We start from the raw sequence: 20010 nt of genomic DNA on the forward strand, positions 1-20010 counted from the left end.
TCGGAATAAACGCTTGTTAATTGCTTTTTTTTCAATCCAGGACTTCTATGGTCTTTTCTGTTTTCTTTGCTTCTTTTGCTATCAATACCCATCCTCTTTTTCCAATTTCATGATTAAAAAGTTCAGTGAAGAGCCTGTAAATTATTAAGGTCTTCATATAAAATTCTCTTATACAAGCTCAACAAGTTTTAATATGACGAGCTTCTAAAGCTAGAGTCGGTGGGGTAAAGTATGGCATTTTCGACATGGAGATGCCTCTTCAAGACTACGTCGGATAGTGTATGCTATGCAGGAAGTCTTCAAACAGAAGACTTCTTTTGAGACAATGTTGGATAAAAGAATATCTCGTACAGGGCATTTTCAAACAGGAAATGCTTTGAGGTAACGTCTAATAGAATACATTATCAGTGGGGTTAAGATAAAATGTTAGGAAAAAATTTATAGGAAATCGTAAAAACCGTAATAGAACAGAGAAGTGTACAACCGGAAACGATTATGGAGATAGGGGAATGGCTTCATAGTCTGGAGTTTCTGACGATGAAGGTGATAATGTTCTCTTTAAGTGTTTATCACCTGTATGAATATACAGTTAAAAACGTGTTCTAAAAATGTTTTTTAAAATCAAAAGTACACTTTAATACTTAACTTCTTTAAAGTTTAACTTTAAAATACGGCTAATGTGACTTTGAAGTTCCGTCTCTTTCCGTATTTGAACCAAAAATGCCTCCTGTTAAAACAGAAAAGTTCAGGGATAAACCAGGGGAATCCCGATAAAAAAGAACACTGGTCAGCGGGCAGCTAAAGCAGGGCGCCTGCTGATCGGATATTGCAGGGCGGCCAAGCCACCCTCTTTAATGCCCCACCTGCTTAAAAAATCTCATGTTAAAAATGAGAACCGGTGTCGAAACAACCGGTAATAACATCGGAATAGAAGACATTTTCAAATCAAAAAAACCAGGGCTCAATATATTTAAAACAAACAGCCCTGTATTTTATCTTTGCTTCGGCATTTTTGCCGTTAAATTTTTTGTTTTCGCTTTATGTGTTATTTGGTACTGCTTTTTATTTGATAATTTCTTTGACGCTTTCATTTTTTCTATCTTCAAATTGGGACAATTGTTCTGCCATATGCGTCATTAAGCACTTCCCCAAGGCCAGTGTACAGGGCTGCAAGACCCATAATAAGCCCTACATAACCGGCTATGACAAGCAGGCCTGTGTTTCCTGTACCGTTTATGATAGCCAGCAGCATGAACAGCAGGAAAAGGGTCACAAATATAAATATTATAGCTTTACTACCCAGCTTCAAAGTTGCTATCAGCATAACGAATGTATATACTCCCCAGAGGAAGAGATACGCTGCAAGTGCCAGTGGTTCAGGGCCCTCAATCCAGCCAAGTGCAGGCATAAGTAGAAGTCCTGCAAAGGAAAACCAGAAAAGCCCGAATGCACAGAATGCCGTGCCACCAAAAACACTCCCTTTTTTCCATGCCATAATACCTGCGAAGACCTGTGCAAAGCCTCCCAGGAATATTGCCATGGATACGATCATCGAATCCACAGGGTAAAGCCCTATATAACTCAGGCTTAAGAGAACTGCAGCAAGACCCAGACCAGTAAATCCTAATGGTGTGGGGTTTGCAGTCTTGTCTTTTATATTTACATGTGTTACTACTTCCTGTGCTTCTGCCATCAATACCACTCCCTAAATTTCTTCTGATTTTAACAGTTTATTGAAATCCTTTCCTCTTTCTCTCTATTTCTTTGCCTTTGATGGAAACGGGCTTGCTCTTAGTCTATAATTTGGAAAATGAAATCTAACTGGTCAGTTTCCACATAGCCTCCTGTTTCGAGATTTCAGGATTTATTCTCACCCTCGACAGACATTTTTCTATAATATATATTGGCCATAATATATTATTTTTATTTCTATAATTCTCCCTGAATGTAAATCTAATCTGGAAATCATCTGTCTGTACCATAGAAATAAAATCATCACAGCGTTTCCATAAATTTTAAATTATCCTGCAACTTATGGGAAAGCTGATGGTCCCAAAAATTCTTGTTACAAATGATGATGGTGTTTATTCGACAGGCCTGAAAGCCGCTTTTGACAGCGTTTCTGACCTCGGGGAAGTTACAATTTCGGCTCCTGCCGTCCAGCAGAGCGGAGTAGGACGCTCTATTTCTATCTTTGAGCCTCTCAGGATCACAAAAACAGACGTCGGAGGCATACCTGCCTATGCTGTGGGAGGCACTCCTACGGACTCTGTTATTCTCGGCGTTTTTACTATCCTGAAGGCAATGCCTGACCTGGTATTATCGGGTTTCAATATTGGAGAAAATATAAGCACGGATACTATCACCACTTCGGGAACAATTGGAGGAGCCCTTGAAGCTGCAAGCTATGGCGTTCCTGCAATTGCTGCCTCAATGCAGGTTCTTGATGAAGGGCAGAAATTCGATGATCCCAGGGACTATCAGAGGGAACGCTTCGAAGCCGGGATAAAGGTCGTTAACAGGATTGCCCGCAATGTGCTGAAGAGGGGAATGCCGGAAAATGTTGATCTGCTGAATATCAATATTCCCTTCCATGCGGAAGAAGATACTCCTATAGAGATTACCCGCCTTGCGAGGAAGATCTTTAAAACCGATGTCGAAGAGAGGCGTGACCCAAGGGGAAGACCCTATTACTGGATAGCAGGAGACCTTATACGGGAAGAAGAGGAAGGGACCGATGTGCATGCCATCATGCAGAAAGGGCATGTCTCAATAACTCCTATCTCCCTGGACTCGACGGCAAGGATTGATTTTTCTGAGATCGAAAAATATCTCTGACAGCAGTTAACTGCTCCATAATTCAGACAGGATATAACAGAATATACATGTGGAACTGCCCCATAATTCAGACAAAACATATATTTGGAGCTCGATAATTCAGGCAAAATATACATCAGATAAAAAAGAGAACAGAATTGTACTGAACAAGTAATGTTTTTCTTTTTACTTCAAAAATACTTTTAAATAACTTTTCTTTTTTCTTATTTTGCTTCATCCTGCTCTATGTGTATTGAAATTTCCTTCCAATTGCCGTCGATTGTGTGAAGAGTCTCTATCATTGCTTTTATAACGTTGCCCACTATTGTCTGGACAAATTCATTCATCGGGATTTTTCTGCCGTCTGCCAGAAGTTCGATTTTCATTTTCTCTCTCCTTGAATATTTTTTCTCTTTTCTTCTTTCTTTAATTCTTTTTTTCTTTGATCCTTTTATTTATTCTTTCTTTTTCTTTAATTTCTCAATTTTCATGATTGGAGTATAATAAGGCTTTCTCCGGCTTACTGCAAGCCTGAGCAGTTTTTCTATCTCTTCAGGGCTATTTGCTCCTCCTATATCAACAAGATTATCGTGCACAAGCAGGCAGGGCCTGAGTTTCCCATCGGCTGTGACTCTGAGCCTGCTGCAGTGGGCGCAGAACTCAGAATTATCCATCGGGCGCACGAATTCCACCTCAACTCCATCGATCATGTACTTTTTTCTGTGATGCAGGTGTCGGACCCTGACTTCGCTTGCTCTTTCATCGAGGCTTTTTTCAAGGGTTTTTGAGTCGATAGTGTACTTTGAAAGCTCAGGGTCTATATTCATGAGCTCAATAAGCTGCAGGATGACTTTTCCTTTATAAGGGCGGATGAAATCCATCATTTCATCGATTTCGTTCTCGTTTATGCCCTTCAGGAGCACCATATTCAGTTTTACCGGAGTCAGTCCTGCTTCAACTGCGCTGTTGATACCTCTGATGACCTTCTCAAGGGTTCCCGGAGGGGCTCCGGTAATCTTCCTGTATTTTTCGGGGTCAAGAGAGTCCAGGCTTACGTTTATCCTGTCGAGTCCGGCAGCTTTCAGGGTTTTTGCACGTTTTTCAAGCAGGATACCGTTAGTGGTTGCCGAAACCTCTTTCAGAGGAGGCAGGCAGGCAAGGATATCTTCAAAATCCTTTCTGAAAAGAGGTTCTCCTCCTGAAAATTTTACTTTACGGACTCCAAATTTTGCTGCTTCTCTGATAATGCTGCAAATCAGTTCCGGACTCATTTCATTCCCTACAGGACCGCAGGTACAGCATTCTGCTCCTTCGTTATGGCAGTACATACAGGAAAGGTTACACCTGTCAGTAATCGATATCCTGAGCCCGGTTACTTTGCGCCCGTAAGGGTCAACCAGGACTTCTTCTTCGTTTTCTTCCCGAAACAGGGAATTTTTTCCTGAATTGTTGTCCTTCATATTTCCCTGACGTATTTATATTATGGAGATAATAATATTTTCTGGTAGAGTTATGGTCCGTTTAACCGGAGTAATTAAAAGCTCTGTAACTAAAAGAATATCTGGTAGCGATATGTTCCACTTACTATAATACCTGATTACAGCTAATATAAATCAATAACGCATGTTATTTCGAAATTCGCAGAAAAAATGTTGAATCAAAAAACATTGAAACTAAAAAACATTGAAATAAAAAGCATTGAAACTAAAAAGCATTGAAACTAAAAAGCATTGAAACTAAAAAACATTGAAACTAAAAAACATTGAAACTAAAAAACATTGAAACTAAAAAACATTGAAATAAAAAACATTGAAACTAAAAATTGTGAATTCTGGTTTTATTCTCTCTGTTTTTTAAGTTTGCTTTTCCAGGTTTACTCCTTAATATTTGTCTTTTCGGTAAACGGTTGCTGTTCTCCTTAACAGCCGAATTGATATATATTAATCTGTACAATAGTAACCAAATGACAAAAGGAATACTTATTGCAGGAACCCATAGCGGTGTTGGAAAAACAACAGTCTCAATGGGTATTATGGCTGCCCTCAAGCACAGGCAGTTAAAAGTCCAGCCCTATAAAGTAGGCCCTGATTACATTGACCCTTCCCATCACACTGCCATTTGCGGGCGCCCCTCCCGAAACCTGGATACTTACCTGATGGGCACGGAAGGTGTCAGGCAGACAGTTGCCCGCACATCTGCAGACGCTGATATTGCTGTCGTTGAAGGGGTTATGGGTCTTTTTGACGGAATTGATTCTACGGAAGTTGCGAGCTCAGCTCACGTAGCAAAGACTCTGGACATCCCTGTCATACTGGTAATCAATGTCCACGGTATGTCCAGAAGTGCCGCAGCCCTTCTAAAAGGTTATTCCGAGTTCGATCCAGAAGTCCGGGTTGCAGGTGTCATCCTTAACCAGGTAGGAAGCCCCCGCCATGCCGAACTTGTAAAAAATTCGCTTCCCGGCAACATTCCGATTATCGGAACAATTCCCAGAAGAAAGGATATTGAAGTCCCTTCAAGGCACCTTGGGCTTTATATGGCACACGAAAAGGACTACAATACCGCAGAAATGGCAGCATTTATTGAAGAAAACGTTGACCTGGATGCAGTTCTTGAACTTGCTGAACCCTGTTCTGTTTCTGAAGCCGAAGTAGTCCAGAGTCTGGATACGGATTTAAAGATCGGAGTTGCCTGGGACCCTGCTTTCTGTTTCTACTACCGTGATATGTTTGATGCATTTAGGGATAACGGCGGAGAAGTTGTATTTTTTAGCCCTATGACAGGGGAAGTCCCGGATGTTGATGGAATTTATCTCGGGGGAGGCTATCCAGAGCTTTACGCAGAAACTCTCGAGAACTCGGAGACTACACAGAAATTAAAAGGGCTTGCAGCTGATGGTTTGCCTATCTATGCAGAATGCGGTGGCTTGCTCTATCTCTGCGGGACCTACGAGGTCGATGACCGCGTTTATAAACTGGCTGATGTCGTGCCCGCAAATACTCGCATGACAAACCGGCTGAAAGCTCTCGGATATACCGAAGCCCGACCTCTTGACAAAAATTTCTCTTCGCGCAATATCAGGGGCCATGAGTTCCATTACTCCATCACGGAGTGCGACAGGGATGCAAAATTTGCATACGAAATGATCCGCGGGAAAGGTGTACAGGACGGCTTTGACGGTCTTATAGAGCACAATACCCTTGCGGGGTATATGCATTCTCATCCTGCTAGCTTCCCTGTAGATAAATTCGTGCAAAAATGCAGGGAATACAGAAAAAGGTAAAATGAAGGAAAAAAGGTAAAATGAAGGGAAAAAAGTAAAAAAACCTTTTTTAAATCTCCTCTTCAAATCTTTTGACAGTGTAGCATAAGTTCTGTAAAATCACAAATCTCAAGAAGTTATTGAGTAGAAAATTCCACATCAGAAGATCAATTTCCCGATAATACACAAAAACTTGACTTCAAATTTACAGCAAATTCGCGACACTGCCAAAAAATCTTTTTCTTTAAATACCTTTTATTTTGTTTTTTTAGAGCTTTCTTACTTAAACTTTAAAGCAATTTCTATAGAAAACACTTTCAGTTAGCAAGGCTGAAAGTAATAAATACAGTTGTAATAAATACAGTTGTAATAAATACAGATATTATTTTTTGAATATAATGAATATATTGGAGAGGGTATTTTGATTACTATTGAATTTATTTACTACTATTTAATCTAAATATACCTGGAAAAAGATAGATTACATCCGATTATATTCATTTATAAAAAGAGGTAATAATATGAAATTTATATGCCCACTTTTTGTTGTCAACAATATGGAAATTTCCAGAAACTTTTACGAAAAAGTTCTCAACCAGAAAGTACAGTACGATTTTGGCGAAAATGTATCGTTTGAGAGTGGTTTTGCAATTCATCTAAAACCACACTTTTCAGAATTAACACGCATAAACAGGAATGATATTATTCAAAAATCAAATAATTCCGAATTGTATTTTGAAGAAGAGGATTTAGATAGTTTTCTTAAAAAGCTGAAAGAAATGAATTCCATTGAATATGTACATGAATTAAAAGAACAGCCCTGGGGACAGCGTGTAATCAGATTTTACGATCCTGATATGCACATTATTGAAGTTGGCGAACCAATGGAAAGTGTGGTAAAAAGACTTTTGAGTGAAGGGTTATCGGTTGAAGAAACCTCAAAACGTACTTTAATGCCAGAGGAGTTTGTCAGGCAGTTTTTATGAACAATTGATGGCTGGCAGTCCCGACTTTCAATTTAGTTTTACATTACTCATTTGCTGTTACTTCTTTTTCACTTCTCTTTCTACTTCACTTTCCTTCCCGTTTTCCTTTTCCTTCCCATCATCCTTCTCCTTTCCCTGTTCTTTTCCCTCTGCCTTTTCTCTTTCTTTATTTTTTATGAATACTTTTTTCTCGTAATATCCAAGAGGATGGCTTATTTTCTCGCAGAGCCTGTCTTTTCCTACGCAGTTCCCATACGTCCTCATGGTGTCGCAGGCAGGTGGTTTGTAAGTATTTCCTGTAGCACCTGCGATATGCTCTATCTGGTAGAGAGTTTTTTCTGCATTAAAATCCGGTGAGATATTGAAAAGGTTCAGGATTTCATCTACTGACATTCCCACATTGAGAAGGAAGGATGTCATTGCAAAACGCATCGAGTGAGCAAGATTCACTCCTCCCTGAACGTTAGCAAGCGCATAGGCAATGCAGGGGGGGAATAGTTCCGGTTTGACAGCTCCGAAATCCGTAGATCCGAATTTCTTTTTCTGGACTTCGAACTTGTCCTTTATCTCGGCAGCGTAAGGTGAACAGAAACTGGAAACCTCGGGCGGGATTTCCGGGACAGGGAAGGACTGTTCAATCCTTTCCCTGACCGCTTCTTCAAGAAGCCTTGAAAACTCTTCTTTTGTTATTTTTATTTTTCCTGCTCTCAACTGGCGGTTTGTCAGTTTCCATGAAGGGTCTTTAAGGGAATTTGAAAAGCGGATATAGTCCGTAAAATGCATGCTGAAATAAGAATCCTGAGAATCTGCTGAAATTCCAAAATCATCTCCGAATTCCAGCAGAAAATCCGGATTTTCGTTTCTCAAAAAAGTATAAGCAGCCTTTGCTTCTGCCAGAGAATAACGTCGGGTAAAGAGCTGGTCATCCACGCAGGCGACCAGCATCCTGGCAAATGGATAGGAAAGGAGTTCTGAAAGTACCTGGGCTTCCCCCGAAACAGGAGATTTTTTAATTTCTCCTTCAAGAGCTTCTTTTACCCTTTCTATTCCACGGGCTCTTGCAGCCCTGTAAGCCCGCGAATTGAGCAGGCTTTCTAAGGAAATTCCCAGATTTCCAACGTAGGCAGACGCTTCTGAAGTGAATGGGTAATATGCAAGTTTTTCTGCCTGCATGTCATCCTTAGTCCGATTCGATTCTCGGAGCCAGCAGGTAAGAGATTCTGCCCGCACCGTTTGCAATCTCGAAATCGATCAGGATTGGGAAATCCCTTCCAAGGGAGAGAGTAACCTCATTTACCTTGTTTGTGGGTTTTACTATATCTGTAAGGTAGTCCAGGGAGAAGAGGGAACAGGCTTCACCTGCTTTAAGGTCGATTAACTGGTCTCTGCCCATTTCCAGGCGGACCTGGTCTGTATCGCCCTTTGCTTCCATATAAAAAGTATCGCCAGAGACTCCCATAAGCATATGGTCGCTTATTTTTTCTGCGGCTTTTACGGCACGCCTGAGGTCTGCACCGTTCAGGACAACTTTGGCAGGAAGTTCGAGCTGAGGAACTCTGGGCTCTGCACGGATTGTTGAAGGGTCCAGAAGAGAAAGAGTATATGATAATCCTCCAACATCAATCAGGAGCTTATTGCTACCTTCATCAAGCTCCATACGTACTGTATCATTCCTGTCCGCAATTCCCAGGAGGTCGGTAATCTTATTCAGATCGATCCCTATTTCACACTCATCAGCACTATATTCCTCAAAAGCTGATGACCCAAGCTCAAAAATCCCCATTGCAACGTTGGCGGGATCAACCGCCTTTACCGAAATACCTTCGGGTTTAATTTTGAATCTGACCTCGTCTACAATTACAGCCAGTGAGGCAATTGCGTCTTTCAGAAGCTCTGCATTAATTGCTGCCTTGAACATGATTCTTCTCCATCAAATAAATTAAGCCTTAAACTCCTTATCTATCACTGGATATATAAATTTCCTTACAATTTGGGATTTTTCTATCCCTTGAAGGTAATCTTCCCTTACTGGAATAACTGATACATGAAACCGGGCAAATTATTAGGTTCAAAGCCGGACAACTATATAAATCTTGGTCAGAAAATAAGGAAGCTTCAGGCTCAGCCTGAAACATAAAAGAAGTTCTGACCTCGAAATGGTCATCCAGAAGTCTATATTTCGGTATTATATTTTTTCAGAAGTACGTTTTTAAGAAAGGCCCGTAAGAAGTGTTTATGAAATTCAGTCGTATTCTCTCCATGTATACCCGCATTTTGTACATTTGAAGAAACGGGTTTCGGATTCGTCAGCAGACCTGAGCTGTCTTAGCCACCAGGCTGCAGTGTTGTTCCCGCACTCCGGACATTTTGCATTTGTTGTCGGCAGGCCTGAGGTCTGTTCTCCTTCGAGTACAACTACTTCGTGATCATCAATTTTGGCTTTGGAGACGAAATTCTTTGCGTCGCTTTCAATCGGTATTGTGCTTCCACATTTTCTGCAGTGGTAGTTACCATCTTTCGGAAACATCATACTTTTGCATTTAGTACAGAACTGCATTAATATCACTTTTTGCTTCATTTATCATTTTATTATGGTCAAAAGCCAGCTCAGGAATAGAATCAAGCTCAAAAAGTTCTACAGCAGCAGCATCAGAGCCTGATTTTAAGTCTCCGTATCCTTTCGCAAGGTAACACACTGATACCGTGTGTCTTCTTGGGTCACGTTCAGGGTCGGAATAGACACCGATAAGTTTGAGAATCTCCACAGAAAGGCCTGTTTCTTCAAAAGCTTCCCTGGCAGCTGCTGTTTCTGTACTTTCCCCAATTTCGACGAAGCCGCCAGGAAGGGCAAATTTTCCCTGATATGGAGGGTTTTTTCTCTTCACCAGAACAAGCTTGTTTTTAAAGAGAATTACAGTATCAACGGTCAGGCTGGGGGTAGTATGTTTCATAAACGCCTTCGTAGCTCACTTTCCGTGAGATCTTTTTTCTCTACAAATCTCCTTCCTGATTAGCTTTTTCTGACATTTTGCCAGGCAGAATAATATATTAGTATTGTGCATATTGTAAAAACTCGTCATCATATTTCAATTATTCTTATCAACTTTTTTATTCTTTTTAATTCTGTTTTAAGTTGCTTCAGGTTCACTGTGATATGAGTCGAGTCTTTCTCAAGCAAAAAAGCCCCTTACGCAGTAGTGTTTATTAAAGGTTTCTCTTTTATGGATAACCAAAAGATTCTTTATCTATTTATTTTGGAACCGTCGAATACTTCTAATTTTTCTTCTAAAATATAAATGTCTTATAATCCGTTATTTTTCTATAATAGAAATTTGTTATTTATTTACAGGGCTCTTAACATTAACAAACCCTGACTTAAGGACCATAGCAGGTATTTATATATTCAGATTAAGGTCAATGTTGTAATCCATAATATCCTGCAATTGCCTGGTTCGATGTTATTCATATTATCACCGGAAACGCCCTTTCTGGCGCTGTATTTCAGGTATGCATCTGCCAGTATCCTGAAACTGCCCTGATGTATTATGACACTTCAAACTCGCTATATCATAAAGTAAAATCCATAACCTTTGAGCCCCTTAATATTTATGAATATGAAAACTTTAAGTCCATTGTGGAACCTCTACGGAAACCTATTAATTATTTTAGGAAATTTCATGTTCTACTTTCCCGATATTTCAGAACTTGCTCGAAATTTTTTCAGTACCATGATAAAAATGAAAATTGCTGAAAATCTTTATCCCGGGCAAAAGGTGCGTGAAAAATGATAGAAAATGTACTCTGGGTCGCAGTCGGGTTAATGATTGCGTCATCCGCTATTCCCAGAACTTCAAGAGTTCGTAAACTTATAGGGGGAACAGGATGGGGTGTATTTTCCATCCATTGGGGTTACCAGCCTCTCCATTACATCGAGGTTCAGGATTATGCCAATGTAGCCCTTACATTTCTGTTCGCCCTTTTCTGCTTACTTGTAGCCTACATAATGCTTCGGGAGTACAGAAAAGGTCCTCTTGTTCTAAAAAACAATAGAGAAGTAATGCACTTACCAGTCTCGTCTCAGACTGAAGGAGATCCCCTGGACATAACTTCAATGCTTACCAGTGCAAGTGCTCTTGGAGCCCTTGTTTACTTCCCGTTTGCAAACTTTTCCTTCCTGAACACCTGGATCATAGGAAACGTTACCTCGCAGGTTACCTGGGTTCTCCAGTACTTTGGGTTTCCGGCATATATGAAAGCCTGGAATATGATAACCCTTAACGGGTACACGGTAGAGATTATCCTTGCATGTACCGCAATTGAAAGCATTGCTCTTTTTATGGGGCTGATAGGTTCAGTCAGAGCACCCCTTACCCGCCTGGTTCCGGCTTTTGTCGTATCCGTGCCTGTTATTTATGTGCTTAACCTTATCAGGGACATCTTTGTGGTTGTAGCTTATGGAGAACAGTGGTTTGGTAATGACAGTTTCGTCATTGCCCATAACTATATCGCGAAAGCAGGGTCAGGAATAGCTCTCTTCTTAATTTCATATGCTGTACTCAAGATTTTGCCTGAGTTACTTGCAATGATTGACGGCCTCTGGGTCATACTCTCCGAAGAATTGAAATATCTTCTGCATAGATTTGCTAGGGATTGAGATCAATGATCGCAAAAGGCTCTGAACCCTGGCTTTTCACAGCTGCATCTGTAACCGCCCTGTTTGCAATTCTTTCCAGGGCAACAGACGGCTTACCATTCCTTAATTACATTGCTAACGTGGGAATGGCGTTAACTTTCGTAATGGTTATCTTTTTCAGGGATCCCGAGAGAAAGGTAGAAACATCTGACACTTACATGATCTCCCCTGCCGACGGTACAGTTATCGATATCAGGGACAGAAAAATTTGTATTTTTATGTTCCTTCAAAACGTGCATGTTAACAGGGCTCCAATATCCGGGAAGATCAGTGAAATTATCTACAAAAAAGGTGGTTATCTTCCTGCTTTTTGCAAGGATTCTGAAAGGAATGAAAGAAACGAATTTATCATCCATAGCAAATATGGGGATGTAAGAGTAACACAGATTGCAGGCATTATTGCCCGCAGGATTGTCACATATTCGAATGTAAATGATACTGTAGAACAGGGACAGCGTATTGGTATGATCCGTTTTGGATCAAGAGTTGATGTAACAATTCCTCACGATTTTGACATTACAGTTGAAAAAGGGGAGCGTGTGCTTGCAGGCAAAACAATTATAGCAACAATAAAAAATGACAGGGACTTTTGAATATGAACGTATTCCAGATGTTAAGACTCCCGGACCTGGTATCTCTTTTGAACCTGATCTGCGGGATTGGCTCCATTGCAGTAGCCGCTCAGAGTGATTCTTTTGGATTTGCTCTGATCCTGCTTTTGCTTGCGGCGGTTGCGGACGGGGCAGACGGATATATTGCCCGCAGATTCAAAGGGGGAGAGCTTGGGGAGCAGCTTGACTCTCTGGCAGATGCAGTTTCCTTTGGAGTTGCTCCCGCTCTTCTCATATTCCTTGAATTCGGGGTAGAGGAGCCTATCGTCGGGATATTTGCAGGCTTGTATGCTGTCTGCGGCGTGCTCAGGCTCGCCCGTTTCAATTCCTCAATATCTGTCCCGAAGGCAGGTTTTGAAGGGTTACCTATTACCGCAGGCTGCATAATGCTTGTTACATACCTTTTGCTCGGTGAAAGCTTTGTAATTGTAGATGTTCTGCTTGCTCTGACTCTTGCCCTCTCTATCCTTATGGTGAGCACAGTAAATTACCCGAAGATCAGGAACATTAAGATCCTGGCTTTCGTAGCTGCCGTATTCGGGATAACCATGCTGCTTTATTTCATTGATGTGCAGTATATGAGGGTCTTTTCTTTCCTGCCTTTTATCCTTATGCTGAGTTACCTGTTTTCACCCTTCTTGAAAATCCCTGTGATCAGCATTGCTACCAGTAAAGATTACGGCAACAGGAAAGGGGCAAAGGCTGAAGGAAGAAAAGAAAAACAGTAAATCACTTAAAAAATTATCCAGTTCAGCATACTGATATCCAGAAAGGCAGGGAGAGGATTATTTGTCTGAAAACAAAATCACAGATAGAGATAACGCACTTTTCGAAGCAGGAATAAAGCTGGGAGCACTTTATCACCAGTTTACGGGCTCTCCTGTAAACCTGAAAACAGCTTCCAGCCTTGAGCAAGCTATTCAGGAAAGCATTTCAGTCCAGCCCTTTGTGGAAAATATTTCTGTGAAAATCGACCGTGACCTTTTAAAAAGTAAATTAAACAGCGAGTTCGGATACACAGAGCTTCAGGGTCCCATGCTTGAGGTTAAAATCACTGTAAAGTACGGATCTTCACGGGTGAAGGTTGCAATGGAATACGACCCTGAACTGAATTATCCGTTGATGAAGATTGTGGAGATAGAATAAACCCAAAGGTTGAATAAATTAAAAATATCTAAAACTTAGAATTTGAGAATTAAAGACATCTAAAACTTAGAATTTGAGAATTAAAAATTAAATTCAAGTAAAGGGGCAGGGTTTTAAGAGCAGGGTTTATACCTCGCTCTTTGAAATCTCAAAAGCCCTGACAACCTTTTCATTCTGCTCAGGAGTGCCGACTGTTACCCTGATAAAAGAATCTCCTGCCTCCCTGAAAGAATCACAGGGGCGAACTATTATTCCTTTCTTCAGAAGGCTTTCCGTGACCTTTTTTGCTTTCAGGGGAGAAACATCCACAAGCACAAAATTTGCCTGAGAAGGATAAACCTTAAAAGGAATTTTTTCTTTCAGGTATTCTCTGCCTTCCCTTGCAAGATTTATGCTTTTATTCAGGTATTCAGTATCCGAAAGCGCAGCCAGTCCTGCCCGCAATGCCGGAAGACTTACCGAGAACGGGGTGGCTGCTCTTAAATATTCTTTTGTAAGCCACTCAGGCATTATGCCATATCCCAGGCGTAGACCTGCAAGCCCGAATACTTTGGAAAAAGTCCTTCCAACCGCAACATTGTCATATTCATTTACCAGTGCTGCAAGGTTCCTGTCCGCAAATTCAACGTATGCTTCGTCCACAAACACAAGGGCATCGGTATTTTCAATAATTTTCCTCAGGTCAGCTTCCGGAAGGAGATTGCCTGAAGGGTTATTTGGAGAACACAGGAAAATGATTTTGGTTCTGGGAGACACGGCTTCAAGAATCTTTTCGGGGTTCAGGGAGAAATCCTGGTTCCGCCTGATAAAGACAGGTTCTGCGCCGCAGGCTCTGGCAGGAAGCTCATAATAGGAAAAGGTAGGGATGGGCACTATAACCTCGTCTCCCTTTTCAATAATTATCCTGCAAAGCCCGTCAAGAAGCCCGTCCATTCCTGGCCCTGAGGCGACAATATTTGATACCGGAAAACCTGTGTATTTCGAGAGGGCTTCTCTTAATTCATGTGCATCCGCTGATGGGTATATATTTGCTCCGGGAGCTGCCTCTATGAGAGCCTTTACGGCTTTCGGTGAGGGTCCCAGAGGGTTTTCATTTGATCCCAGTTTAATAATTGATTCTGGCTTAAGCCCGTAGGTTGAAGCTATCTCTTCTATGGATCTTCCGGGAACGTATTCTTCAATGTCAAAGATTTCTTTTTTTATCAGTTCACGCCTGCTCAAGGACATCAACAACCGAGTCTATCTGTTCTTTCGTAATCACAAGTGGAGGGACAAGGCGGAGCACCGAGTCCGAGGTGCAGTTTACAAGCACACCATGTTCCCTTGCAAAATCTACAAACTTTCCGCAGGGATATTTAATCTCAACTCCTATCATAAGCCCTTTCCCGCGGACCTCCACAATATCATCCCTAGCCATGCCTGAAAGTTTTTTCGTGAAATAAGCTCCCATTTCCTTTGAGCGTTCCAGAAGCTTTTCCTCTTTTATCGCCTGGATCGAAGCAAGAGCTGCTGCACAGGCAAGAGGCCCGCCGCCGAAGGTAGAAGCATGCTGCCCGCGCCCAAAACTGAGGCCGCTGCGAGCTGCAATGGCGCCCATGGGGAACCCTCCTCCTATGGCTTTTGCCATGCTCATAATGTCAGGTTCAACTCCAAATTGTTCTTTACAGAACCAGGTGCCTGTCCTTCCAAAGCCTGTCTGTACCTCGTCAAAGATGAGGAGGGTTCCGGTTTCGTCACAGATTTCCCTTACCTCTTTTAAATATCCGGGATCCGGGACATTAACTCCGCCTTCTCCCTGGATCGGTTCAAGAACCACTGCTGCGGTATCTTCGGAAATCGCTTTCCTGATAGCATCGGCGTCAGAATAGGGGACAAAACTTGTTTTTGAACTTACAGGCGGCATAAAAGGGTCCCTGTACATGCTCTTGTGAGTTACGCTGAGAGCTCCTATGGTCCTTCCGTGGAAGGAATGTTCGGCTGCTACAAAAGCACTTTTTCCTGTAGCCACACGGGCCAGTTTCATCGCAGCCTCTACGGCTTCGGCCCCCGAGTTACAGAAAAAGACACATTCCATGCCTGTAATCGAGGCAAGAGTTTCTGCAAATTCTGCCTGGATTTCAGTATAATACAGGTTGGAAACGTGGATCAGCTTCTCAGCCTGTGCCTGTATTGCTTTAACAACCGTGGGGTGGCAGTGCCCAACATTGTTTACTGCAATGCCTGCGACACAGTCGATGTACTCCTTACCGTAAATATCCTGGACAACTGCTCCTTTGCCTTTTGAGAGAACGAGGGGCTGGCGCCCGTAAGTCTGCATCACATACTTTGAATCTTTATCTATAACGGAATCGTACCCTGCTTCAAGGTTACCGGAATTAATAATTTTATCTGTCAAGTGAATTCCCTTCCTTTAAATTTGTGATTGTAAATTTATCAGTGGCTAATTTATCAGTGACTAATTTATCAGTGACTAATAGTGAAAGTTCATACTGAAACTCAAGCGGTTTTTCGGTTTTCACCTAAGCATCGGAAATTCGTGAGTTTATATGTCAACTTCATGGATTTTCATGATGATTTTCATGGTTGCTTCATAAGTTCATATCTCAAATGAGTATCTTGATAGAACTTCTTCTCTTAAACTAAAAACTTCTTCTCTTAAACTAAAAACTTCTTTTCTTAAATTAAGAATTTCTTCTCCTAAATTAAGGACTTCTTTTCTTAAACTAAGAACTTCTTCTCTAAACTAACTGATGGTTTCTACAGAGATGTCCTGAATTAATAACTTCCTGATTAACTAATTTTTCTCAGTTTAAATTTTTCCTATTCCCGGGAAACAGGAAAACCGTTAATCCTCTCGAATTCACTTAAATGTCACAGGTTACCTGCTCTCTGGAAAAAGAAGTTTTTCTGCTGTAGAGCAAAATCAGTGCTCAAAGAAATCAGGATCCACAGGAAATTCTGTATTCCAGAGTATCCTTTAAAAAACTCGGGCAGAAGAACCCCACATTTTCAGAGCCCGTTTTTAAGAATTCGGGTTAGCTCTGGTGTTCTCCGGTTCCCTGTCTTTTTCTAGTTCTGGACCCCGAAAAATGTCGGGTTCTTGCAAGGGATCTGGTTCGGGCAGATTTTTTCTCCATACCGGGCACAAATCCGTTTTTGACTTTCGGGCCGGTCTTGATCAGAGAATCTATATCTGCGGGCTCCACAGCTTTTACGAGCTCTTCTTCAGTCTTACTCTCTGGCTGCTTTTCTAGCCCGACCATAAGCACTTTCCCTAAAGCGTTGACATCTGCAAGAGGAGGCTTTTCTCCGGCTGCTTCTCTTAAAAAAGATACACCGGCAGGTGCTTTTATAGTACCGTCCACTATTGCTTTTTCATGCAGGATTACGGAATCGGCCCTTATACCTCCGAAGACTCTGCTGTTCCTGCCGATATTTACCTGCCCTTTTGAAACAAGGCTTCCATAGACGGTGCTGTTTTCTCCAATTATTATGTTTCCTTCCGAATTTATGCTTCCCTTAAGGGTAAGGGCTTCCCCGGCTTCTATGGTCTGAACCCTGAGATTTCCTATCAGATAGCAGTTGCTCCCGATAATTGCTTCTCCGCTGACTTCAATGGCTTCAGGGGAGATTTTTGCATCTGCAGGTATGATCAGTACTTTTTCCCCGGGTTCTTTTCCATCGAACTCTTCTTCTTCCCCGGAATCATCAAACAGCTCTTCAAGTGCTTTTTCGACTTCTTCCCCTTTGCCGAGACGCATCATTTCCCTGATATACAGGAGCAGAAACATAATTACAGGGACAGGGTTCCTGACAACAATCCAGCCTTTAGCCTCAAATCCGCCTTTGATTTTGACCTCTTTTCCTACATCCAGGTCTCCTGCAACGATCAGTTTCCCGTCGATAGTAACAAATTCTCCCAGATAGGCGTTTCTTCCTACCTTAACTCCGCTACCTATTTTTGACCACATGTCAATTCTTGCATCAGAGCAGGCTATCACGTCTCCGGAAACAGCAACTCCTTCCCCCATGATGACAGTGTCTCCAGATATACAGTACTGGATGCTGGAGTGGTTGCCGATGATTACGTCTCCCTCTACTGTAATCATGTTTGTTTCTATTCTGGTATTATCGGGAACCAGAAGGTATTTCAGGATTTGCTCTGGCTCTGAAATGTTTTCACTCTCCGAGAAAACTGTTTCCTGGTATCAGGTTTAAAGGTTCAGATTTAGTAGGTTTAAAGGTTCAGATGTAGTTTTCAGAGTGCGGTTTTTTAGACCACGCTTGAAAATATAACTGCATTTTTTGTAAGGTAGTATTCATTCAAAAATAACTATCTACAATATATTCTTATTCATTTTTTCTGCTCATTCTTGTTTTTTGGGCAGTAAAGATGGCATCTTATATATTATATCTGGCTATATGAAAATTTGTATAAAAAGTAAAAATACTTTTTGCCTTTCGTATAAAATTTATTTTCTTCACCTGTTTTCTTGCCCTACTTCCCTTATTTCGAAGCAATTCCTGCCCGCACATCCACAGCCGCTCCACTATCAAGATCCCGGATCTCTGCAGGAGACAACAGCAACTGCCCTGTTGCAAGCAGCCTGTCATTTTTGTCCGTAATAAGGACTTCTTCTCCAGCCCTGAGTTCCGGATCAATATCAATAACATGCTTTGCAAAAGCCGTTTTGCCTGCCTCCACAAAAGGTGCAGCATCATCGGAAACAACTACCCTTAGCTTTTTTCCCGAAAGAAGTTTATGAATTACGGAAGCTCCTTCGATGCTGAGAGTGAAAAAACCATCTTTTGCTCGTGCAGTTGCAATTCTTTTGCCTGAGTGAAGTACCTGGCGTACCCTTTTTGTCCGGGAAAGCTGGAAAGTTGACCCTTCTGGGAACAGCTCTTTTCCTGTACCTTTCCCAAATTGATAATCCGCAATCATGCGGACTCTTGAAAGTCTTTCTACATTGCAGTTCATGAGGCTAGATAATATGTGCAGACCTTAAAGCCATTCCGGTTGTCCAGGTGTTTCGAGTTAAGCTGTCAGAAAATATGTAAATTTATATTTTTCGGATGAAATAATAAGTTATTTATATTTTGTATCTTTTAATCAATGACTGTCCAGAAGTACAAATTTCGAAATAATGTAGATGAAAAATAATTATTGTCTGACCTGAAAGAGATAAGTCCAGCTTTCAAAGATCCTCAGACATTTATCCTGCAGATGGAAATTTCCCCAGAACCGGCCACAATATAGAAAAAGTAACAGGGATTTTGTTGATTCGTAAAAACGTTTCTTTAGATGAAGTTCACCTCCAGAAGCTCCAGTCCTTGCTGGAAAAGAATGGAGGTAATTTAAGTGCAGCAATAAGGGAAGCAATTGATCTGGTTAGCCTTTGCCCTGAAAGTTATGGAACTCAAGATGTAAGTTCTGAAAATCCAGGAAAAAAGGAAAGTTTTCCTGGAGCAGGAGAAGAGCTTCTCAGGAATGAAGAATGTGTTATGGTAAACCAGCAGATGATTAAGTGGCTTATCAGAAACAGTGCTGGGAAGCTTATAGATGAAGATATTGTCCATGAACTTATAAATCCCTACCTCATTAATACAGTCCCCGAACTGATAGAGTACCTGAACACCATCAGTAAGCAGCTTGGGTGGAAGATTGAAGTCTCGACTTCCTGTGGAGAAAACCTTCAAAACGGGTGTACCAGTATGGATTTCACCGGAGGGGATAGAGACATGAGGGAGTTTCTTGTTGAGGTAGCCTGTATTTTTCTCTCGCGCTGGGCAGGTCTGGATGCCGAGGCTCTGCACAGGAGATCAAATTCAATCACCGTATATCTCAGACCTTTTGTTCGTCACGATATGCTCGAAGCAACTCCCGGAGTTCGGAACCTATTTGGTTCCAGAGATATTCTTTTCAGGGAAATTGAGAGAAAGCCTGCTTTCTGGATGACGCTTGCTGAACTTTATACTAAATTCAACTATCAGAGGGTAAACCTGGACAAGAGCCTCTTTGAAGCCCTGTTGGCAGGGAAGCTCCCTGATATTACAAAATACTTTGAGGTTAAGGCTGACCGTTCGCTTCGTGAAATTCCACTTCAAGAACTTCTGCCTCTTTTTAAATATCTTGTAGTAGCTTCACAGCTTGTAAATGATGTGGAGATATGTGCTGAAAAAGGAAAAGAGTGCATCAAAATCAGGCACGACTACTCTGAAGAAAGTGTGGTTCTAAAGCTTATTAAGCTGTTTTCCAATTTATTCGAGGCCGGTCTGCACAGATTCAGTGTAACTTACGTATCCGGACTCATTATTTTTGATTTTTCTCTTCCTGAAATTTCAGTAGAGGATGTTGTAAAAATTTCTCCGGGTCTGGATTTTTACGAATAAATAATAATTCTTAAATATTTATAAATCGAATTTATAAGCCTGATTATACTGTTTAAGCTTATATTGTACCTGTATTGTACCTGTAACGCCAGACGATTTGTT

At 41.4% G+C, this 20010-nt stretch carries 20 protein-coding genes; 8 read left to right on the forward strand and 12 right to left on the reverse strand.

All coding sequences use genetic code 11. The annotated features are described in order from the left end of the window. Window positions 1–31: 31 nt before the first annotated feature. Window positions 32–157 (reverse strand): hypothetical protein, encoded by a 126-nt coding sequence (locus tag M886_RS19300; RefSeq protein ID WP_268745849.1) that lies wholly within the window; start codon window positions 155–157, stop codon window positions 32–34. Window positions 158–1102: 945 nt separating this feature from the next. Then, entirely contained in the window at window positions 1103–1693 is a 591-nt protein-coding gene (locus M886_RS04370) for an acetate uptake transporter (protein ID WP_011033336.1), read from the reverse strand. Window positions 1694–2034: 341 nt separating this feature from the next. On the opposite strand from M886_RS04370, the gene surE reads away from it, so the two are divergent. Continuing rightward, window positions 2035–2838: a 5'/3'-nucleotidase SurE gene (gene surE / locus M886_RS04375; protein ID WP_048039002.1), complete on the forward strand. Its 804-nt coding sequence runs from the start codon at window positions 2035–2037 to the stop codon at window positions 2836–2838. A 203-nt stretch (window positions 2839–3041) separates the two neighbouring features. Here surE and M886_RS18830 read toward each other — a convergent pair whose 3' ends face one another. Both M886_RS18830 and moaA read right to left on the reverse strand, forming a co-directional pair. After that, window positions 3042–3203 (reverse strand): hypothetical protein, encoded by a 162-nt coding sequence (locus tag M886_RS18830; RefSeq protein ID WP_167333147.1) that lies wholly within the window; start codon window positions 3201–3203, stop codon window positions 3042–3044. 69 nt (window positions 3204–3272) lie between these two features. Next, on the reverse strand, window positions 3273–4277 hold the full coding sequence (gene moaA, locus M886_RS04380) for a GTP 3',8-cyclase MoaA (RefSeq protein ID WP_048044938.1): 1005 nt from the start codon (window positions 4275–4277) through the stop codon (window positions 3273–3275). Between the two features lie 503 nt (window positions 4278–4780). On the opposite strand from moaA, the gene M886_RS04385 reads away from it, so the two are divergent. Then, entirely contained in the window at window positions 4781–6100 is a 1320-nt protein-coding gene (locus M886_RS04385) for a cobyrinate a,c-diamide synthase (RefSeq protein WP_015411795.1), read from the forward strand. A 500-nt stretch (window positions 6101–6600) separates the two neighbouring features. Next, complete coding sequence (locus M886_RS04390; RefSeq protein WP_048050723.1) at window positions 6601–7065, forward strand: glyoxalase/bleomycin resistance/dioxygenase family protein; 465 nt, start codon at window positions 6601–6603, stop codon at window positions 7063–7065. A 57-nt stretch (window positions 7066–7122) separates the two neighbouring features. Here M886_RS04390 and priL read toward each other — a convergent pair whose 3' ends face one another. The 4 genes from priL to M886_RS04410 all read right to left on the reverse strand — a co-directional run bounded on the left by priL (window position 7123) and on the right by M886_RS04410 (window position 10016). Continuing rightward, window positions 7123–8238, reverse strand: coding sequence for a DNA primase regulatory subunit PriL (priL, locus tag M886_RS04395; RefSeq protein ID WP_048050724.1), 1116 nt, complete (start codon window positions 8236–8238; stop codon window positions 7123–7125). 7 nt (window positions 8239–8245) lie between these two features. Further along, window positions 8246–8983, reverse strand: a complete 738-nt coding sequence (locus M886_RS04400) for a DNA polymerase sliding clamp (protein ID WP_011033343.1) — start codon at window positions 8981–8983, stop codon at window positions 8246–8248. Window positions 8984–9307: 324 nt separating this feature from the next. Continuing rightward, complete coding sequence (locus tag M886_RS04405) at window positions 9308–9622, reverse strand: transcription factor S (RefSeq protein ID WP_048037443.1); 315 nt, start codon at window positions 9620–9622, stop codon at window positions 9308–9310. Further along, entirely contained in the window at window positions 9606–10016 is a 411-nt protein-coding gene (locus M886_RS04410; protein WP_048037441.1) for an NUDIX domain-containing protein, read from the reverse strand. Before M886_RS04410 ends, M886_RS04405 begins: the two co-directional genes overlap by 17 nt. A gap of 833 nt (window positions 10017–10849) precedes the next feature. Between M886_RS04410 and artA the strand changes: the two genes are divergently transcribed. The 4 genes from artA to M886_RS04430 all read left to right on the forward strand — a co-directional run bounded on the left by artA (window position 10850) and on the right by M886_RS04430 (window position 13515). Further along, window positions 10850–11719 carry an archaeosortase A gene (gene artA, locus M886_RS04415; protein ID WP_048050725.1) on the forward strand — a complete coding sequence of 290 codons (870 nt, stop codon included), beginning with the start codon at window positions 10850–10852 and terminating at the stop codon, window positions 11717–11719. Window positions 11720–11724: 5 nt separating this feature from the next. Further along, complete coding sequence (locus M886_RS04420; protein WP_011033348.1) at window positions 11725–12351, forward strand: phosphatidylserine decarboxylase; 627 nt, start codon at window positions 11725–11727, stop codon at window positions 12349–12351. Window positions 12352–12353: 2 nt separating this feature from the next. Then, window positions 12354–13097, forward strand: a complete 744-nt coding sequence (locus tag M886_RS04425; RefSeq protein WP_011033349.1) for an archaetidylserine synthase — start codon at window positions 12354–12356, stop codon at window positions 13095–13097. 61 nt (window positions 13098–13158) lie between these two features. Further along, entirely contained in the window at window positions 13159–13515 is a 357-nt protein-coding gene (locus tag M886_RS04430) for a dihydroneopterin aldolase family protein (protein WP_011033350.1), read from the forward strand. A gap of 126 nt (window positions 13516–13641) precedes the next feature. Here the strand turns inward: M886_RS04430 and hisC are convergent, their stop codons facing one another. The 4 genes from hisC to M886_RS04450 form a co-directional block, all read right to left on the reverse strand. Further along, complete coding sequence (gene hisC, locus M886_RS04435) at window positions 13642–14742, reverse strand: histidinol-phosphate transaminase (protein ID WP_048045873.1); 1101 nt, start codon at window positions 14740–14742, stop codon at window positions 13642–13644. Beyond that, the gene (locus M886_RS04440) at window positions 14723–15910 is read right to left on the reverse strand and encodes an acetylornithine transaminase (protein ID WP_011033352.1); all 1188 of its coding nucleotides are present in this window, start codon (window positions 15908–15910) and stop codon (window positions 14723–14725) included. The genes hisC and M886_RS04440 overlap by 20 nt, the downstream gene beginning before the upstream one ends. A gap of 640 nt (window positions 15911–16550) precedes the next feature. After that, a complete protein-coding gene (locus M886_RS04445) occupies window positions 16551–17624 on the reverse strand; it encodes a hypothetical protein (RefSeq protein ID WP_011033353.1) in 1074 nt (357 codons plus the stop codon). 398 nt (window positions 17625–18022) lie between these two features. Next, the gene (locus M886_RS04450; RefSeq protein ID WP_011033354.1) at window positions 18023–18496 is read right to left on the reverse strand and encodes a PUA domain-containing protein; all 474 of its coding nucleotides are present in this window, start codon (window positions 18494–18496) and stop codon (window positions 18023–18025) included. Between the two features lie 299 nt (window positions 18497–18795). Between M886_RS04450 and M886_RS04455 the strand changes: the two genes are divergently transcribed. Next, window positions 18796–19908 carry a hypothetical protein gene (locus M886_RS04455; RefSeq protein WP_152557989.1) on the forward strand — a complete coding sequence of 371 codons (1113 nt, stop codon included), beginning with the start codon at window positions 18796–18798 and terminating at the stop codon, window positions 19906–19908. The last annotated feature ends 102 nt before the right edge of the window (window positions 19909–20010 follow it).

This window comes from Methanosarcina soligelidi, from assembly GCF_000744315.1.
GTDB classification, from domain to species: domain Archaea; phylum Halobacteriota; class Methanosarcinia; order Methanosarcinales; family Methanosarcinaceae; genus Methanosarcina; species Methanosarcina mazei.

What these genes read in the sequence shown, in the direction of transcription:
- artA (WP_048050725.1), top strand. Translation starts at nt 10,850, where the DNA reads ATGATAGAAAATGTACTCTGGGTCGCAGTCGGGTTAATGATTGCGTCA.
- M886_RS04450 (WP_011033354.1), bottom strand. Translation starts at nt 18,496, where the DNA reads ATGAACTGCAATGTAGAAAGACTTTCAAGAGTCCGCATGATTGCGGAT.
- priL (WP_048050724.1), bottom strand. Translation starts at nt 8,238, where the DNA reads ATGCAGGCAGAAAAACTTGCATATTACCCATTCACTTCAGAAGCGTCT.
- M886_RS04370 (WP_011033336.1), bottom strand. Translation starts at nt 1,693, where the DNA reads ATGGCAGAAGCACAGGAAGTAGTAACACATGTAAATATAAAAGACAAG.
- M886_RS04405 (WP_048037443.1), bottom strand. Translation starts at nt 9,622, where the DNA reads ATGCAGTTCTGTACTAAATGCAAAAGTATGATGTTTCCGAAAGATGGT.
- M886_RS04400 (WP_011033343.1), bottom strand. Translation starts at nt 8,983, where the DNA reads ATGTTCAAGGCAGCAATTAATGCAGAGCTTCTGAAAGACGCAATTGCC.
- M886_RS04425 (WP_011033349.1), top strand. Translation starts at nt 12,354, where the DNA reads ATGAACGTATTCCAGATGTTAAGACTCCCGGACCTGGTATCTCTTTTG.
- hisC (WP_048045873.1), bottom strand. Translation starts at nt 14,742, where the DNA reads ATGTCCTTGAGCAGGCGTGAACTGATAAAAAAAGAAATCTTTGACATT.
- M886_RS18830 (WP_167333147.1), bottom strand. Translation starts at nt 3,203, where the DNA reads ATGAAAATCGAACTTCTGGCAGACGGCAGAAAAATCCCGATGAATGAA.
- M886_RS04445 (WP_011033353.1), bottom strand. Translation starts at nt 17,624, where the DNA reads ATGATTACAGTAGAGGGAGACGTAATCATCGGCAACCACTCCAGCATC.
- M886_RS19300 (WP_268745849.1), bottom strand. Translation starts at nt 157, where the DNA reads ATGAAGACCTTAATAATTTACAGGCTCTTCACTGAACTTTTTAATCAT.
- M886_RS04420 (WP_011033348.1), top strand. Translation starts at nt 11,725, where the DNA reads ATGATCGCAAAAGGCTCTGAACCCTGGCTTTTCACAGCTGCATCTGTA.
- M886_RS04390 (WP_048050723.1), top strand. Translation starts at nt 6,601, where the DNA reads ATGAAATTTATATGCCCACTTTTTGTTGTCAACAATATGGAAATTTCC.
- moaA (WP_048044938.1), bottom strand. Translation starts at nt 4,277, where the DNA reads ATGAAGGACAACAATTCAGGAAAAAATTCCCTGTTTCGGGAAGAAAAC.
- surE (WP_048039002.1), top strand. Translation starts at nt 2,035, where the DNA reads ATGGGAAAGCTGATGGTCCCAAAAATTCTTGTTACAAATGATGATGGT.
- M886_RS04385 (WP_015411795.1), top strand. Translation starts at nt 4,781, where the DNA reads ATGACAAAAGGAATACTTATTGCAGGAACCCATAGCGGTGTTGGAAAA.
- M886_RS04410 (WP_048037441.1), bottom strand. Translation starts at nt 10,016, where the DNA reads ATGAAACATACTACCCCCAGCCTGACCGTTGATACTGTAATTCTCTTT.